This is a genomic window from Variovorax ginsengisoli (assembly GCF_030486595.1).
GTDB classification, from domain to species: Bacteria; Pseudomonadota; Gammaproteobacteria; order Burkholderiales; family Burkholderiaceae_C; genus Variovorax; species Variovorax ginsengisoli_B.
Map to the genome: position 1 here is coordinate 162882 of NZ_JAUJZH010000011.1, position 14914 is coordinate 177795.

A 14914-nucleotide genomic window follows, 5' to 3' on the forward strand; every position below is an offset into this window, starting at 1 on the left:
AATGCGAAGCGGCGTGGTTCATCGAGGCGGCCGCATCGGCGGCGGCGGCGGCGGCCGGAACCCGGGCGAACGCCAGTTCGACCACTGGTTGCGATCGACGTCCCAGGGCCGTCCGCGGTAATGCCGGTCCCAGTAGGTCGGCACCGAGAAATTGACGATCGGCGCCCGCCGCACCGCATTCGAGAGATAGCGCGAATCGACCCAGCCGCGGTTGCGGCCGGCGGCGACATCGCACCAGCGCCAGCGCGTGGTGCAGCCGAACACCCGCACCGGCGTGCGCGCCGGCAGCCAGCTCACGACCGGGAAAACGCGGTCGGGACCGGCCCGCATGTTGACCGCCTGCAAGGTGGAGGCCGTCTGTGCCAGCGCCGCCAGCGGCAGCAGCAGTAAGGCCAAGGCGGCGAGCCATCGGGTCGAGACGGGGATCGGCATGGTCACCCTCACACTACACCGTGATCGAGCCGGACACCAGCGCCCACAGCGCCGCCATCGCAGCGAGCACCAGCACGCCGAAGACGACCATCTCGGGCCCGGTGAAGATCCGCTCCTTCTGCTCGCGCCGGGCGAGGAAGTACAGGATGGTGCCCGGCGCGTAGAGGATCGCCGAGAGCAGCAGGAACTTCAGGCCGCCCGCATACAGCATGCCCGCGGCGTAGAGCGTCGCGATGGCGCCGCGCACCCAGTCGCCCGTGCGGCTGCGGCCGTCCTGCTCGTAGGTCTTGCCGGTCCATGCGAGCTTGAGCCCGTAGGCGGCGACCAGCAGGTAGGGGACGAGCGTCATCGAGCTCGTCATCTTCAGCGCCATCGTGAAGGCGTACTCGGCGAACCAGGTCACGAGCAGAAAGAGCTGGATCACGATGTTGGTCAGCCACAGCGCGGCGGACGGCACCTTGTTGGCATTCTCGCGGGCGAGAAAGCTCGGCATGGTCTGGTTCTTGGCCGCCGAATGCAGCACCTCGGCCGCGAGCAGCGACCACGACAGGTAGTTGCCGAGGATCGAGATCAGCAGCCCGACGCTGATGAAGACCAGGCCCCAGGGACCTACGATCGAGGCGAACACGCCAGCCATCGCGGGTGTCGGCAGCGCCTGCAGGTCGGGGCGCAGCAACACGCCGTACGAGAACATCGTGACCAGGATCAGCAGGCACAGCACGCCCAGGAAGCCGAGCACGGTGGCGGCGCCGACGTCCTCGCGCTTTCTCGCGTGGCGCGAATAGACGCTGGCGCCCTCGATGCCCACGAACACGAACACCGTCACCAGCATGGTGTTGCGGACCTGGCTCGCGACGCTCGACAGGCTGCGCTCCTCGCCGCCCCAGAAGTTCCAGGCAAAGATGTCGGCCTTGAAGCCGGCGGCGGCGACCACCAGGAAGACCGCGATCGGCACGATCTTGGCCACGGTCGCGATGGTGTTGAGCGCCGTCGCCTCCTTGACGCCGCGCAGCACCAGCACATGCACGCCCCACAAGATCACGGAGGCGGAGACGATCGCGACCGCGGTCGAGCCATCGCCGAAGACCGGGAAGAACTGGCCCAGCGTGGCCTTGATCAGCACCAGGCAAGCGACGTCGGCCAGGCAGCAGCCGATCCAGTAGCCCACCGCGGACGCGAAACCCAGGTAGTTGCCAAAGCCGGCCTTGGCGTAGGCATAGATGCCGGTGTCGAGGTCGGGCCGTCGCATCGACAGGGTCTGGAAGACCAGCGCGAGCATCAGCATGCCGGTGCCGGCGATGGTCCATGCGATCAGTGCGCCGAGGCCACCGGTCGAACGGCCGAAGGCCGAGGGCAGCGCGAAGATGCCCGAACCGATCATGGACCCGACGACGAGCGCGATCAGGGCGCCACGCGAAAGCTTCTGGTCTTGCGAAGTGCTCATGCAGGGTCAACAGGGCGGAACCGAAGTGCCCGTCCAACCTCCAGATTCGTTGTTCTCATGGGTTCCCACGATGTGTCGTGCGCGTCGGCCGAGTCCATGGAACACATCCGGCGGCGAGCATCGATGGCTCGCAAACCTTTGTCAAGCGCGTCTTCTAGCGCCGCGCGCCGGCTGGATTTTCGGCATCGATCGCCGCATCATCGGCCGGACAACCACAGAGGAACGCCCATGACATCGATCCAGGATTGCTGCGGCCGGCGGAGCTGGCTGAAGGCCGGCGCCGGCACCGGCGCCGCCGTGCTGATGGCCGGCATCGGCCTGCGCACCGAGGACGCCGAGGCGGCTTCGCTGAGCCAGGCCCAGCGCGACGCGCTGACCCCCGACCAGATCATCGAGATGATGAAGCGGGGCAACCAGCGCTTCCGATCCGGCAAGACGACGCAGCACGACTACCTGGCGCAGAAGCGGTCCAGCGCATCGGGCCAGTTCCCGGCGGCGGTGATCCTGAGCTGCATCGACTCGCGCGCGCCGGCCGAGATCATCCTCGACATGGGGATCGGCGAAAGCTTCAACGCCCGCATCGCCGGCAACATCGCCAACAAGGACCTGATGGGCAGCCTGGAGTTCGCCTGCGCCGCCGCCGGCGCCAAGGTGGTGCTCGTGATGGGCCACACCGCCTGCGGCGCGATCAAAGGCGCCATCGACAACGTGCAGCTCGGCAACCTGACCGGCCTGCTCGACACCATCAAGCCCGCCGTGGCGGCGACCACCTACGCGGGCGAGCGAACCAGCAAGAACGCGGCCTTCGTCGACGCGGTGGCGCGAACCAACGTGCAGCAGACCATCGACACGCTGCGCAGCGGCAGCCCGACCCTCTCGGACCTCGAGAAGAAAGGGCAGATCAAGATCGTCGGGGCGATGTACGACCTGTCGAACGGTGCCTTGACCTTCTTGAGCTAGGCCAACAACGCCGCCGGTTCGATGCCAGGTCAGCGCCGCCCGCCGGCCAGCCGAAGCGCCTGCGGCCGCTGCCGCAGCCGGTACATCGCCACGCAGCCGAGCAGCGGCCCCACCGCCAGCATGCTGAAGGCGCCGGGCCAGCCGGCCAGGGCCACCACGTCGGGCACCAGGTGGATGCTGACCAGCGTCAGCAGGAAGCCGGTGCAGGTCTGGATGGTCAACAGGGTGCCGACCGAGGCAGGGTCTCCGAGTTCGGCGATGCTGGCCGAAAACTGGGCCGAGTCGGCGATCACGGTCACGCCCCACAGCAGCGCCACCGGAACCACGATCCAGGGCGAGGCCCCCAGCAGCCATCCGATCAGCAGCGCGCAGCTGGCGCTGGCGGCCATGGCGCCGATGGTGACCGCGGTCCGGCCGATGCGGTCGGCCAGCAGGCCTCCGCCCCAGGCGCCCAGCATGCCCGACGCCACCGCGGCGAAGGTCCAGAGGCTGGCCTGGTGAGCGGCATCGGGCCGGCCGCTAAGTGCGAAGCTGGCCTGCAGGAACACGGCCAGCCAGGCCCACATCGCATACAGCTCCCACATGTGGCCCAGGTAGCCCAGGTTGGCGAGCCGGACCGCCGGGTCGCGCCAGGCCTGCATGAACTTCGTCGGGTCGAGCCGGGCGGCGCGGGCCATTTGCGGGCCGATCCCGCAGGCCAGCACGGCGACGCCCGCGAGCGCGGCGCAGGCCGCGGCGACGCCGTAGACCAGGCGCCAGTCCAGCCCGCCGCTGGCCGCCAGCAGGTGCGGGCTAGCCGAGCCCAGCGTCAGGGCTCCGACCAGAAGGCCGATCAGCAAGCCGAGGTCGCCCTGGGCCCAGGTCGCCGCCAGCCGCATGCCGACCGGATACACGCCGGCCATGCAGACGCCGGTGAGAAAGCGCAAGGCGTAGACGAGCGGGCCGGTCGGCGGCAGGAACACCAGCCAGGCGGTGGCGGCGGCCGCGACCAGCGCCGAGGCCATGAACAGGCGCCTCGGATCGAAGCGGTCGGCCAGCGAGAGCACGGCGCTGAAGATGGTGCCGGCGACGAAGCCGACCTGCAGCGCGCTGGTCAGCAGCGCCGCCGCCTGGGCGCTCACCGCCTGGGTCTGCTTGACGGTCGCGACCACCGACGCGGAGGAGAACCAGACGGTCATGGCGCCGACCTGGCACAGCAGGAGGATGGCCAGCGAGCGGACCTTGGCGCGGGACGGCGGCGATGGGGGGATCGACATGGCTCCGGCTCCTGGCGGGGGGCGTCAGATCATCGCCGAAATGCGAAGGGCCGGCTCTGGTGGAGAACCGGCCCTTGGGTCTGCGGATCGACGGAGGTCGAGATCAGAACGGGATGTCGTCGTCCATGTCGTCGAAGCCCGACGACGACTTGGCCGGCGCCTGGCGCGCTGCCGGTGCCGCCGCAGGCGCGCGAGGCGCCGCTGCCGGCGGGCGCGAGTAGCCGCCACCGCCACCGCCGCCGCCGCCGCCCTGCGAGTACCCGCCGTCGTCGTCACCGCCACCCGACGGACCGCCCTGGCCCTGGCGGCTGCCCAGCATCTGCATCTGGTCGACGCGGATGTCGGTGGCGTACTTCTCAACGCCGTCCTTGTCGTTGTACTTGCGCGTGCGGATCTGGCCTTCGACGTAGATCTGCGAGCCCTTGCGCAGGTACTGCGCGGCGATCTCGGCCAGCCGGCCGTTGAACACGAGGCGGTGCCACTCGGTAGCCTCGCGCATTTCGCCGCTTTGCTTGTCTTTCCACTTGTCGGTGGTGGCGAGGGTCACGTTGCAGACCTGGTCGCCGCTGGGAAAGGTGCGGGTTTCGGGATCGCGTCCCAGATTGCCGACGAGGATGACTTTATTGACCGATGCCATATGCACTGCCCCTGATGAAGTGGTGAAGGAGAAGGAAAACCCAGGATTGTGCCGCATGCCGCCTGAGACAATCGCTCCACTTTCCCAATGAATCGCGAACCCGACTTCCTCGAGAACCTGCGCGCCGAGTTGTCCGGCGGCCGTCAGTGGCTGGACCGCGCCATCGTGCTGGGCTATGCGGTGGCCGCCGGCCTGTTCGTGGTCGGGTTCACGATCGCCAGCGACCGGGCCTTCGCGCTGTTCCGCGGCTTGTACGGCAGCCATCCGTGGGCGGTGCTGTTGTGGACGCCCGCCGCCACCGCGGCGATCGTCTGGGCCACGCGCCGCTGGGCCCCGGCCGCCAGCGGCTCGGGCATTCCGCAGGTCAAGGCCGCGCTGCACCCGGCGCTGCCGCACGGGTTGCGCAGCCGTTTCGTGTCGCTGCGCCTGACGCTGGCCAAGATCGGCCTGGCGGTCGCCGGCTTCGGCGCCGGGCTGTCGATCGGCCGCGAAGGGCCGGCGGTGCAGGTCGCGGCCGGCCTGCTGCAGCATTCGCGGCGCTGGCTGTCGCCGGGCACCACGATCAACCGGCGCTCGCTGATCCTGGCCGGCGGCGCGGCCGGAATCGCCGCTGCCTTCAACGCGCCTCTGGCCGGCGTGGTGTTCGCGATCGAGGAGCTGTCGGGCCGGATCGAGGCCAAGGCCAGCGGCCTGATCATCACGGCCATCGTGCTGGCCGGCCTGGTGGCGGTCTCGGTGTTCGGCAATTTCAGCTACTTCGGCGTCATCAAGGTGCCCCGCCTGGGCATCGACGTCCTCGGCCCGGGCCTGGGGGTGGCACTGGTCGCGGGCGTGGCAGGCGGTCTGTTTTCCAAGCTGATGGCCAGTTCGCTGACCGCTGCGCCGGAGCGGCTGAACCGCTGGCGCCAGCGCTGGCCGGTGCGCTTCGCGGCCGGGCTCGGGCTGGCGGTGGCCGTGATCGGCCTGGCCTCGGGCGGCGCGACCTTCGGCTCGGGCTCCGAGACCGTCAAGGAGCTGCTGGCCGGCCAGGGCGATTTCACGCCGCTGCAGACCCTGCTCAAGTTCATCGCCACCTGGCTCACCGCCTGGTGCGGCGTGCCGGGCGGCATCTTCGCGCCCTCGCTGACCATCGGTGCCGGCATCGGCGAGGGCCTGTCGCAGCTGGCCGGGCCAGCGCTGCGGCCGGCCCTGATCGCGATGGGCATGGCCGGCTTCCTGGCCGCCGTGACCCAGGCGCCGCTGACCGCCTTCATCATCGTGATGGAGATGGTCGACGGCCATTCGATGGTGCTGAGCCTGATGGCCTGCGCGATGGGCGCCAGCCTGGTGGCGCGGATGATCACCCGGCCGCTCTACGAGGTGCTGGCCGACTTCATGGTGAGCCAGGCGATCGGGGCGCCGCTGCCGCCGCGGCAGGAAGAGCCCGCGGAATCGGAAGATTCCCCGCCCGTGCCCTGAAAGCTCCGGGGACTTATCATGTCCGGTTGCCCAAAATCGACCGCCCCGTGAATCTCCCCCCCGAAGACGCCTACCTCGGCGCCGTGCTGGCGCAGCAGCGCATCAGCATCCGCGGCGCGCGCACGCACAACCTCAAGAACGTCGACCTCGACATTCCGCGCAACAAGCTGGTGGTGATCACCGGCCTGTCGGGCTCGGGCAAGTCGAGCCTGGCCTTCGACACGCTCTATGCCGAGGGGCAGCGGCGCTACGTCGAGAGCCTGTCGGCCTATGCGCGGCAGTTCCTGCAGCTGATGGACAAGCCCGACGTCGACATGATCGAGGGCCTGTCGCCCGCGATCAGCATCGAGCAGAAGGCGACCAGCCACAACCCGCGCTCGACCGTCGGCACGGTGACCGAGATCCACGACTACCTGCGCCTCTTGTACGCCCGCGCCGGCACGCCCTACTGCCCCGAACACCACCTGCCGCTGCAGGCGCAGACCGTGTCGCAGATGGTCGATGCCGTGATCGCGCTGCCCGACGAGCCGCGCCTCATGATCCTGGCGCCGGTGGCGCGCGAGAAGAAGGGCGAGTTCCTGGAACTGTTCGCCGAGATGCAGGCCCAGGGCTACATCCGCTTCCGGGTCGACGGCCAGACCTACGAATACAACGACCTGCCGAAACTCAAGAAGACCGAGAAGCACGACATCGACGTGGTCATCGACCGCCTGCGCGCGCGCCCCGACATGCAGCAGCGGCTGGCCGAGAGCTTCGAGGCCGCGCTGCGGCTGGCCGACGGCCGCGCGATCGCGCTCGAGATGGACGCGCCCGCAGGCGAGCCCGAAGCGGCGCCAGCGCCGAAGCCGGCACGCGAGCACCTGTTCAACGCCAAGTTCGCCTGCCCGATCTGCCACTACTCGCTGGCCGAGCTGGAGCCGCGGCTGTTCTCGTTCAACTCGCCGGTGGGCGCCTGCCCGAGCTGCGACGGCCTGGGGCATCGCGAGTTCTTCGACCCGGCGCGGGTCGTCGCCTTCCCGTCGCTGAGCCTCGCGAGCGGCGCGGTCAAGGGCTGGGACCGGCGCAATGGCTATTACTTCAGCATGCTGGAGAGCGTGGCCAAGCACTACAAGTTCGACATCGACAAGCCCTTCGAGGAGCTGTCGGCATCCGTGCAGCAGGCGGTGCTGCACGGCTCGGCGCAGGAAGAGATCAAGTTCAGCTACGTGATGGACAGCGGCCAGCAGGCCGGCAAGAAGCTGGTGCGCAAGCACCCCTTCGAAGGAATCATTCCGAACATGGCGCGGCGCTACCGCGAGACCGATTCGACGATGGTGCGGGAAGACCTCTCGCGCTTTCGCAACATGCAGCCCTGCCCCGATTGCGAAGGCAGCCGCCTGCGGCCCGAGGCGCGCAATGTCTTCCTGGTCGACGAGTCCGGCCCCGAGCCCAAGCGCATGGCGATCTACGAGATCAGCCGCGCCACGCTTCGCGACAGCCTCGCCTACTTCCAGCAGCTGCAGCTGCGCGGCGCCAAGGCCGAGATCGCCGACAAGGTGGTGCGCGAGGTCGGGCTCAGGCTCAAGTTCCTGAACGACGTCGGGCTCAACTACCTGAGCCTGGATCGCAGTGCCGAGACGCTGTCGGGCGGCGAGGCGCAGCGCATCCGGCTGGCCTCGCAGATCGGCTCCGGCCTGACCGGCGTGATGTACGTGCTCGACGAGCCCAGCATCGGCCTGCACCAGCGTGACAACGACCGGCTGATTGGCACCCTGCGCCATCTGCGCGACATCGGCAACAGCGTGATCGTGGTCGAGCACGACGAGGACATGATCCATGCCGCCGACCACGTGATCGACATGGGGCCGGGCGCCGGCATCCATGGCGGCCGCGTGATGGCGCAGGGCACCTACGCCGAGGTCGCAGCCAGCGCCGACTCGCTGACCGGCCAGTACCTCTCGGGCGCGAAGAAGATCGAGGTGCCCGCGCGCCGCACGCCGTGGCTGCCGGTGGTGGCGACACGGGCCTTCCACGAAGGCAGGAAGCCCCCGCGCTTCCCGCCCAGCCCCGCCGCCGAGCGCCGCGCGGCGCGCGAGGCGGCGCACCTGGCCTCGCAGAGCGACCTGCAGGAGATCCGCGTCATCGGCGCCAGCGGCAACAACCTCCAGGACGTCAGCGTCGCCTTCCCGGTCGGCCTGCTGACCTGCGTGACCGGCGTCTCGGGCTCGGGCAAGTCGACGCTGGTCAACGATACGCTCTACAGTGCGGTCGCCCGCACGCTGTACCGCGCGCATGAAGAGCCGGCCGCGCACGAAACCATCGAGGGCATCGAGTACTTCGACAAGGTGATCAATGTCGACCAGTCGCCGATCGGCCGCACGCCGCGCAGCAACCCGGCGACCTACACCGGCCTCTTCACGCCGATCCGCGAGCTGATGGCCGAGACCAACACCGCGCGCGAGCGCGGCTACGGGCCCGGCCGCTTCAGCTTCAACGTCGCGGGCGGCCGCTGCGAAGCCTGCCAGGGCGACGGCGTGGTCAAGGTCGAGATGCACTTCCTGCCCGACGTCTACGTGCCCTGCGAGGTCTGCCACGGCCAGCGCTACAACCGCGAGACGCTGGAGGTGCTCTACAAGGGCCGCAACATCGCGCAGATCCTCGACATGACGGTGGAGACCGCGCACGACTTCCTGAAGGCGGTGCCGACCATCGAGCGCAAGCTGCGCACCCTGCTCGACGTCGGCCTCAGCTACATCAAGCTCGGCCAGTCGGCGACCACCTTGTCGGGCGGCGAAGCGCAGCGCGTCAAGCTGGCACTCGAGCTCAGCAAGCGCGACACCGGCCGCACGCTCTACATCCTCGACGAGCCGACCACCGGGCTGCACTTCGCCGACATCGAGCTGCTGCTGAAGGTGCTGCACCAGCTGCGCGATGCCGGCAACACGATCGTGGTGATCGAGCACAACCTCGACGTCATCAAGACCGCCGACTGGGTGATCGACATGGGCCCCGAGGGGGGCGCCGGTGGCGGCACTGTGGTGGGGGTGGGCACGCCGGAGGACATCGCCGCCAACGAGGCCAGCCACACCGGGCGCTACCTGAAGCGCCTGCTGGGCAGCTAGATCACCGCGCCAGCTCGGGAAAATCTTCCATGGACCGGGCGTAGTGACGCCACGTCGCCTCGCGGCGCTGGCGTCGGCGTCGCTCGCGACTCAGGATCCTGGAGACCGACCCACCTGTGAACAGGGCGCAAGAGACATCGAATAGAAGGAGCAGCAAGGGCGTCTGACTGGCAGCCAACCCGAAGAGCTGAGGGAACATGGTGAAGCAACAAAGTTTGACGAGCCCGGAATCCGAGCGCAGGCGCCTATTGGGACAGGCGCGGCGCCCCATCACCATGAGATGAATCCGAAAGCGCTGCTGCGGCAATCAGTGCGGAAGCTGACCATCGGCCACAGCCATGACCTGTCAGGTCATCGACGCGGCGCAGGGGCTCGGCGACATTGGATGCGGGCCGGGGCCAGGGTGGCACCGGCAGCCACCAGGCCGAACCTTCCAGGCCAACGAAAGCGAAACATGACCGGCTTCGACATCCTCCCCCTCGCAGTGGCCCTCCTCATCGGCATCGCCGCCGTGGGTTCGTGCATCGGCATCGGCATCGTGGGTGCGAAGCTGCTGGAAGGCACGGCACGGCAGCCCGAGCTCAAGGACACGCTGCAGACGCTGTTCTTCCTGATCGCCGGCGTCACCGACGGCGCCTTCATCATCGCCACCGGCATCGGCCTGTGGTTCGCTACGGCCAACCCCTTCCGCGGCTGAAGGACAAAGTCGGCGGAGTCTAGCCCTGCAGCGCTGGCCCCCCGGTGCGTCGCCGCTGGACGACTGGCTCCACACCGGCATGCTGGAAGATGCGAAGGCCGTCCTACTCGATCAGCGTTCTCGTGAGCGGGGAGAATCGGTGCGCATGAATCGTCCGACAGGTGGCGGTGAATTTGGAACTTTGCTTTCAGTTCGCTCACTTGCATGTCACTGGATAGGACAAGAGCTCTGGACAGGGCTACAAAGCGCGATGCAGGCGGCGTTCTCTTTCGCGAACATCAAAAGAATGCAGCCGCCTTGGAGCGATGACGGGGGCGGCGCAATCCAGGGAGGCCAACTTTGGTTTATTCATTTCTTGTGCTGACCGGTGTCGTGTCGGGGTTCCTGTCGGGGCTGTTGGGTGTGGGTGGCGGATTCCTCATTGTTCCGGTTTTCATCATCCTGCTGCCGATGCAATTTCCCCTCGAACTCGCCACGATTCCACAAGTCGCTGTGGCAACCGCTCTGGCGGCCACAGTGCCTGCAACGGCAAGTGCCGTGTACGCCCAACATCGTCGCGGCGCACTTCCGATGGCTTGGGTCTGGCAACTGGCACCTGCCGCAGGTTTCGGAGCGGCGATCGGTGCCGTGCTTGCGGGTCTGGTTCACGGGACATGGGTGGCGGCGATATTCAGTGTGTATGCAGCGTACTTCGGAATCCGAATGCTTCGGGGTTCGACAACTGCTGCACAGCAGATCGAGGCACCCGCCTTGCCGGCGCAACTCCGGCTGATCCAGCGGGTATCCCCTCGGTATATTGGTGGAATGATCGGTGTCTTCAGCGCGACGGCTGGCGTTGGCGGTGCCAGCCTGACCATTCCTTATCTGCTGGCACAGCGGAGCAACGTCGAGATGCGCAACGCTGTAGCGGCGGGCAGCGCCATCGGGCTGGCGATCGCACTCGTTGGCGCGATCGCCTTCACGGTAGGGCCTTCGCCGATCACCACAGATCAAAAGGGATTGCTGGGCCTTGTTTGCTGGACAGCAGCACTTGCGGTTGCTGTACCAGCGATGTTTCTCGCTCCTGTCGGGGTGACCGCCTCGCACCGACTGCCCACAAAGAAGCTTAAGCGAGCATTCGGTTTCGTCATGCTGCTTGCATCGGTCATCACCGTGTGGAAAGTCTTCGGGTGACAAACCGAAATGAATGGATGACTATTCTTCGGAGGCTTTTCTGGGTTGCGGGCAGCGTGTCGATCGCGTCATGCGTTTCGGATCGGGGACCCACCGCTCAGGAGTGCGAACCGCGCCTGGGTGCCTTGATTGCCAACAGCAAGACCGCGATGGAGGAAGTGCGCCCCGCGCGCAAGGCCTTGTCACAGAATCCTCACTCAGAAAGTGCCCGGGCCGAGTATCACGCTGCAGAGGCCAAGGCAAATCGCACCCTCGCAATGAATGCTCGGGAGGCGCGATACCTGTGTCGGTGACATGCGAGCGAAGCTCGGATGACTCTCCGGCAGAGACGTGCTTCAGCAAGTCTTGGCCGGCGCTGCGGTCAGGCGGCGGCGAGCGAGCGAGCGGCGCAGCTGACGCCCGATGGCCGCCCCCTCGCCGGCCTGCGGGCCGAGCCTTCGCTGTCCAGCGCGCGCCACAGCGCGGCATCGCCGGCCCGCCGCGCCGCCTCCATCGCGGTCAGGTGCAGCAGGCTGCGCTGGGCCTGGCTGCCGCCGTAGCCCTGCGCATCGGGCAGCAGCGGCAGCAGCAGTTCGGCGCAGTGCGCATGGCGGCCTTCGCCGAAGGCCATGACCGCCTCGCACACGGTCCCGGCCTCGGCCCACCAGGGCCCCGGCGCGGCCGCCGGCACCGCGGCGATCACACGCCGGCCGGCTTGCGCCGCCTCCTGCTCGCGCGCCCCGACCAGCGCCAGCATGGCGTGGACATCGTTGAAGACCGACCAGCCCCAGTGGGCCTGTTCGCGCCAGCGCGCCGCCAGCGACTGCCAGCGCCCCGCGACATCGACACCGCGCAGGCCGAGCCGCCACAGCAGCGCGCTGGCATCGGCCAGGTCCATTGCCATCGAGGCCGGGCCCGGCGCGATCGCGCGGTCGTAGACCGCCAGTGCCGAGGCCGGGTCGTCGTTCGACAGGTGCAGCAGCGCCAGGTGCCAGAAGTTGTGCACCGCCAGCGCGTTGTCGCGCTGCCAGAGCGAGGTGCCGGTGGTGAGCCAGCGGATGCCCTCGTCCACCCGGCCCTGCATCTCGTACACATGCGCCACCGCATGCACCGCCCAGGTGTCGTGGGGATTGCGTTCCAGCGCCTGCAGGCCGAGCGCCTCGGCGCGCGCGTACTCGTTGCATTCCTCGAGGCCGAAGGCCTGCATGCCGAGCAGGTAGCCGAAGCCCGCGTCGTCTTCGCTCCAGTGCGCGAGCACGCGGCCGATGCGGTCGCGCAGCATCTGCGAGCGGCCCAGCACCAGGTCGCTCATGTGCGCCAGCTGCAGCGCGAAGAGGTCGCGCGGATGGTCGACCAGGTGGCGGTCGAGCAGCCGGTTGGCATGCGCCATGTCGCCGTCGGCCCAGTGCTGCAGCGCGGCCTGGAAGGACTGCTCGCGCGGATTCGGGCGAAGCCGGCTGCCGCTGGCCGCCGCCAGGCACTCGCGCGCCGCCGGCAGCAGCCCGGCATCGAAGCCGCTCAGCATGAAGCCGGCCATCAGGAGGTGGCCGGCGATGAAGTCGGGGTCTTCGTCGAGCACCGGCTGGAGCACCGCGACCGGATCGGTCCGCAGGCTGTTGAAGAGGTCGAGCGCCTGTGCGTAGCCGGCCACGGAGGCAGGGCGGTCGGTCGATAGCGCGAGGCCGCGGGCGTCGGCGAGGGTCATGGCTGCTCCTTGAATCGATGACGCTCCGAGCGTAAGTTCGGAGCTTCCGAAGACCCGCAGCGATTCCCGCAACAACCCTGACGATTCCGCCATCCGATGCCCCAAGGCCGCGCGCTACCGCTCTTCGCCATCCTGGTCACGCCGGAAAGCGCGGCTTCGGTGGTCTACGGCATGTACGACCTGTTCAAGGGCGCCGGCCGCGACTGGCCGCTGGTGGTCGACGGCGCCCCGGGGCCGCCGCTGATCGAGGCCGTGATCGTCAGTGCGAAGGGCGGCGTGCTGCGCGCGGCCAACGGCGTGCCGATCGAGGCCCACCGGGGCTTCGCCGAGCTCGCGCCGCCCGACGTGATTTGCGTTCCGGAGCTGATGATCGCCCCAACCGAACCGCCGGACGGCCGCTTCGAGGCCGAGGTCGCCTGGGTGCGCGAATGCCACGCCCGCGGCGCCCTGGTCGCCACCGCCTGCTCGGGCGCCTTGCTGCTGGCCGAGGCCGGGCTGCTCGACGACGAGGACGCCACCACCCACTGGGCCTTCTGCGAACTGATGCAGCGCCGCTATCCGCGCATCCGCGTGCGGCCGCAGCGCGCGATGGTGGCCGCAGGCGACGGCCAGCGGCTGGTGATGGCCGGCGGCGGCAGTTCGTGGATGGACCTCGCGCTGTACCTGATCGCCCGCTGCGTCGGCGTCGAGGCTGCGATGCAGGTGGCGCGGATCAACCTGATCGACTGGCACCACGTCGGCCAGCAGCCTTTCGCGCGGGTGGCCAGCACGCGCCAGGTGGAGGATGCGGTGATCGGCCGCTGCCAGGCGTGGATCGCCGACCACTACGCGCACTCGGCCCCGGTGGCCGGCATGGCGAGCCATAGCGGACTGGCCGAGCGCTCGTTCCAGCGCCGCTTCAAGCTGGCCACCGGCATGACGCCGATGGCTTATGTGCAGACGCTGCGGATCGAGGAGGCGAAGCACCTGCTCGAGACCACGGGCGATGCGCTGGAGGCGATCGCCAACGAGGTCGGCTACGACGACGCGGCCTTCTTCGGCCGCCTGTTCCGCCGCAGCGTGAACCTGACGCCGGCGCAGTACCGGCGGCGCTTCGGCGGCCTGCGGGCGGCGCTGGCCGGACCCGGCTAGGTGCCGGCCCGGCGCACGCGCAGCATCCCCTCCTGCGCGGTGGAGGCCACCAGCCGGCCGTCGCGCGCAAAGATGCTGCCGCGGCAGAGGCCGCGGGCGCCGCTCGCGCTGGGCGAATCGAGGCTGTAGAGCAGCCAGTCGTCGAGCCGGAAATCGCGATGGAACCACATCGCGTGGTCGAGGCTCGCGGGCCGCACCTGGCCGCTCATGAAGCTGAGCCCGTGCGGTCGCATGGCCGCGCCCAGCAGGCCATGGTCCGAGGCATAGGCCAGCAGCGCACGGTGCACGTTGGGGTCGTCGGGCAGCGGCGCGATGGCGCGCATCCAGAGCGCGCTCTCGGAGGGCCGCACCGCGGGCGCGAGCAGGTCGTCGGGGTCGACCCGGCGGTATTCGAGCCCGTGCGGCACGAGGCCCTTGTCGCGCCAGCGCGCGGGCAGGCGCTCGCCCATCGCGATGCGCTGCTCGAGTTCGCTCGCCAGGCCCTCCGGGCCGGCCGCGGCGGGCATCGGCAGCTGGTGCTCGATGCCGTCGTCGACGGTCTGGAACGAGGCCGACATCTCGAAGATGATGCGCTCGCCCTGGCGCGCCACCACGTGGCGGGTGGTGAAGCTGCGGCCGTCGCGCACCCGGTCGACCGAATATTCGATCGGCGCATGCTCGCCGGGCAGCAGGAAATAGGCGTGCATCGAGTGGGCCGGCCGGTCGGCCTCGACCGTGCGGCTGGCGGCCATCAGGGCCTGGCCGAGCACCTGGCCGCCGAAGACGGCGGGGGTGCCGATGTCCTCGCTCTGGGCCAGGAAGCGGTCGGCGCCCAGGGTTTCGAGGCGCATGAGATCGACCAGGTCGGCGACGACGCGGGCGGCGGTGGAAGGATCAATCATCGGGGAGGCGGGAAAACGGGAGCCTGCCACGATAGCAAAGACCCGGCCGCCGCGCTGTCC

The 14914-nt window shown here is 69.0% G+C and carries 12 protein-coding genes; 6 read left to right on the forward strand and 6 right to left on the reverse strand.

The genetic code is table 11. From position 1 onward, the window contains the following. Window positions 1-18: 18 nt before the first annotated feature. A complete protein-coding gene (locus QZH52_RS17145) occupies window positions 19-432 on the reverse strand; it encodes an SH3 domain-containing protein (RefSeq protein ID WP_301811167.1) in 414 nt (137 codons plus the stop codon). A 13-nt stretch (window positions 433-445) separates the two neighbouring features. Further along, complete coding sequence (locus QZH52_RS17150; RefSeq protein WP_301811169.1) at window positions 446-1876, reverse strand: basic amino acid/polyamine antiporter; 1431 nt, start codon at window positions 1874-1876, stop codon at window positions 446-448. Window positions 1877-2104: 228 nt separating this feature from the next. Between QZH52_RS17150 and QZH52_RS17155 the strand changes: the two genes are divergently transcribed. Then, entirely contained in the window at window positions 2105-2836 is a 732-nt protein-coding gene (locus QZH52_RS17155; protein ID WP_301811172.1) for a carbonic anhydrase family protein, read from the forward strand. Window positions 2837-2865: 29 nt separating this feature from the next. On the opposite strand, the gene QZH52_RS17160 is transcribed toward QZH52_RS17155, so the two are convergent. After that, a complete protein-coding gene (locus QZH52_RS17160) occupies window positions 2866-4092 on the reverse strand; it encodes an MFS transporter (RefSeq protein ID WP_286533515.1) in 1227 nt (408 codons plus the stop codon). A 103-nt stretch (window positions 4093-4195) separates the two neighbouring features. Then, window positions 4196-4729 carry a single-stranded DNA-binding protein gene (gene ssb, locus QZH52_RS17165; RefSeq protein ID WP_301811175.1) on the reverse strand — a complete coding sequence of 178 codons (534 nt, stop codon included), beginning with the start codon at window positions 4727-4729 and terminating at the stop codon, window positions 4196-4198. A gap of 87 nt (window positions 4730-4816) precedes the next feature. On the opposite strand from ssb, the gene QZH52_RS17170 reads away from it, so the two are divergent. The 4 genes from QZH52_RS17170 (at window position 4817) to QZH52_RS17185 (ending at window position 11158) form a co-directional block, all read left to right on the forward strand. Next, window positions 4817-6187, forward strand: a complete 1371-nt coding sequence (locus tag QZH52_RS17170; protein ID WP_286533513.1) for a chloride channel protein — start codon at window positions 4817-4819, stop codon at window positions 6185-6187. A 47-nt stretch (window positions 6188-6234) separates the two neighbouring features. Further along, entirely contained in the window at window positions 6235-9288 is a 3054-nt protein-coding gene (uvrA, locus tag QZH52_RS17175; protein WP_301811178.1) for an excinuclease ABC subunit UvrA, read from the forward strand. Window positions 9289-9742: 454 nt separating this feature from the next. After that, window positions 9743-9985 (forward strand): F0F1 ATP synthase subunit C, encoded by a 243-nt coding sequence (gene atpE, locus QZH52_RS17180; RefSeq protein WP_301811181.1) that lies wholly within the window; start codon window positions 9743-9745, stop codon window positions 9983-9985. 339 nt (window positions 9986-10324) lie between these two features. Then, a complete protein-coding gene (locus tag QZH52_RS17185) occupies window positions 10325-11158 on the forward strand; it encodes a sulfite exporter TauE/SafE family protein (protein ID WP_301811184.1) in 834 nt (277 codons plus the stop codon). Between the two features lie 361 nt (window positions 11159-11519). Here the strand turns inward: QZH52_RS17185 and QZH52_RS17190 are convergent, their stop codons facing one another. Next, on the reverse strand, window positions 11520-12842 hold the full coding sequence (locus QZH52_RS17190; RefSeq protein ID WP_301811186.1) for a tetratricopeptide repeat protein: 1323 nt from the start codon (window positions 12840-12842) through the stop codon (window positions 11520-11522). A gap of 96 nt (window positions 12843-12938) precedes the next feature. Between QZH52_RS17190 and QZH52_RS17195 the strand changes: the two genes are divergently transcribed. Continuing rightward, a complete protein-coding gene (locus tag QZH52_RS17195) occupies window positions 12939-13973 on the forward strand; it encodes a GlxA family transcriptional regulator (RefSeq protein ID WP_301811189.1) in 1035 nt (344 codons plus the stop codon). Here QZH52_RS17195 and QZH52_RS17200 read toward each other — a convergent pair. Next, window positions 13970-14854 (reverse strand): acyl-CoA thioesterase, encoded by an 885-nt coding sequence (locus QZH52_RS17200; protein WP_301811192.1) that lies wholly within the window; start codon window positions 14852-14854, stop codon window positions 13970-13972. The genes QZH52_RS17195 and QZH52_RS17200 overlap by 4 nt on opposite strands. Window positions 14855-14914: the final 60 nt, after the last annotated feature.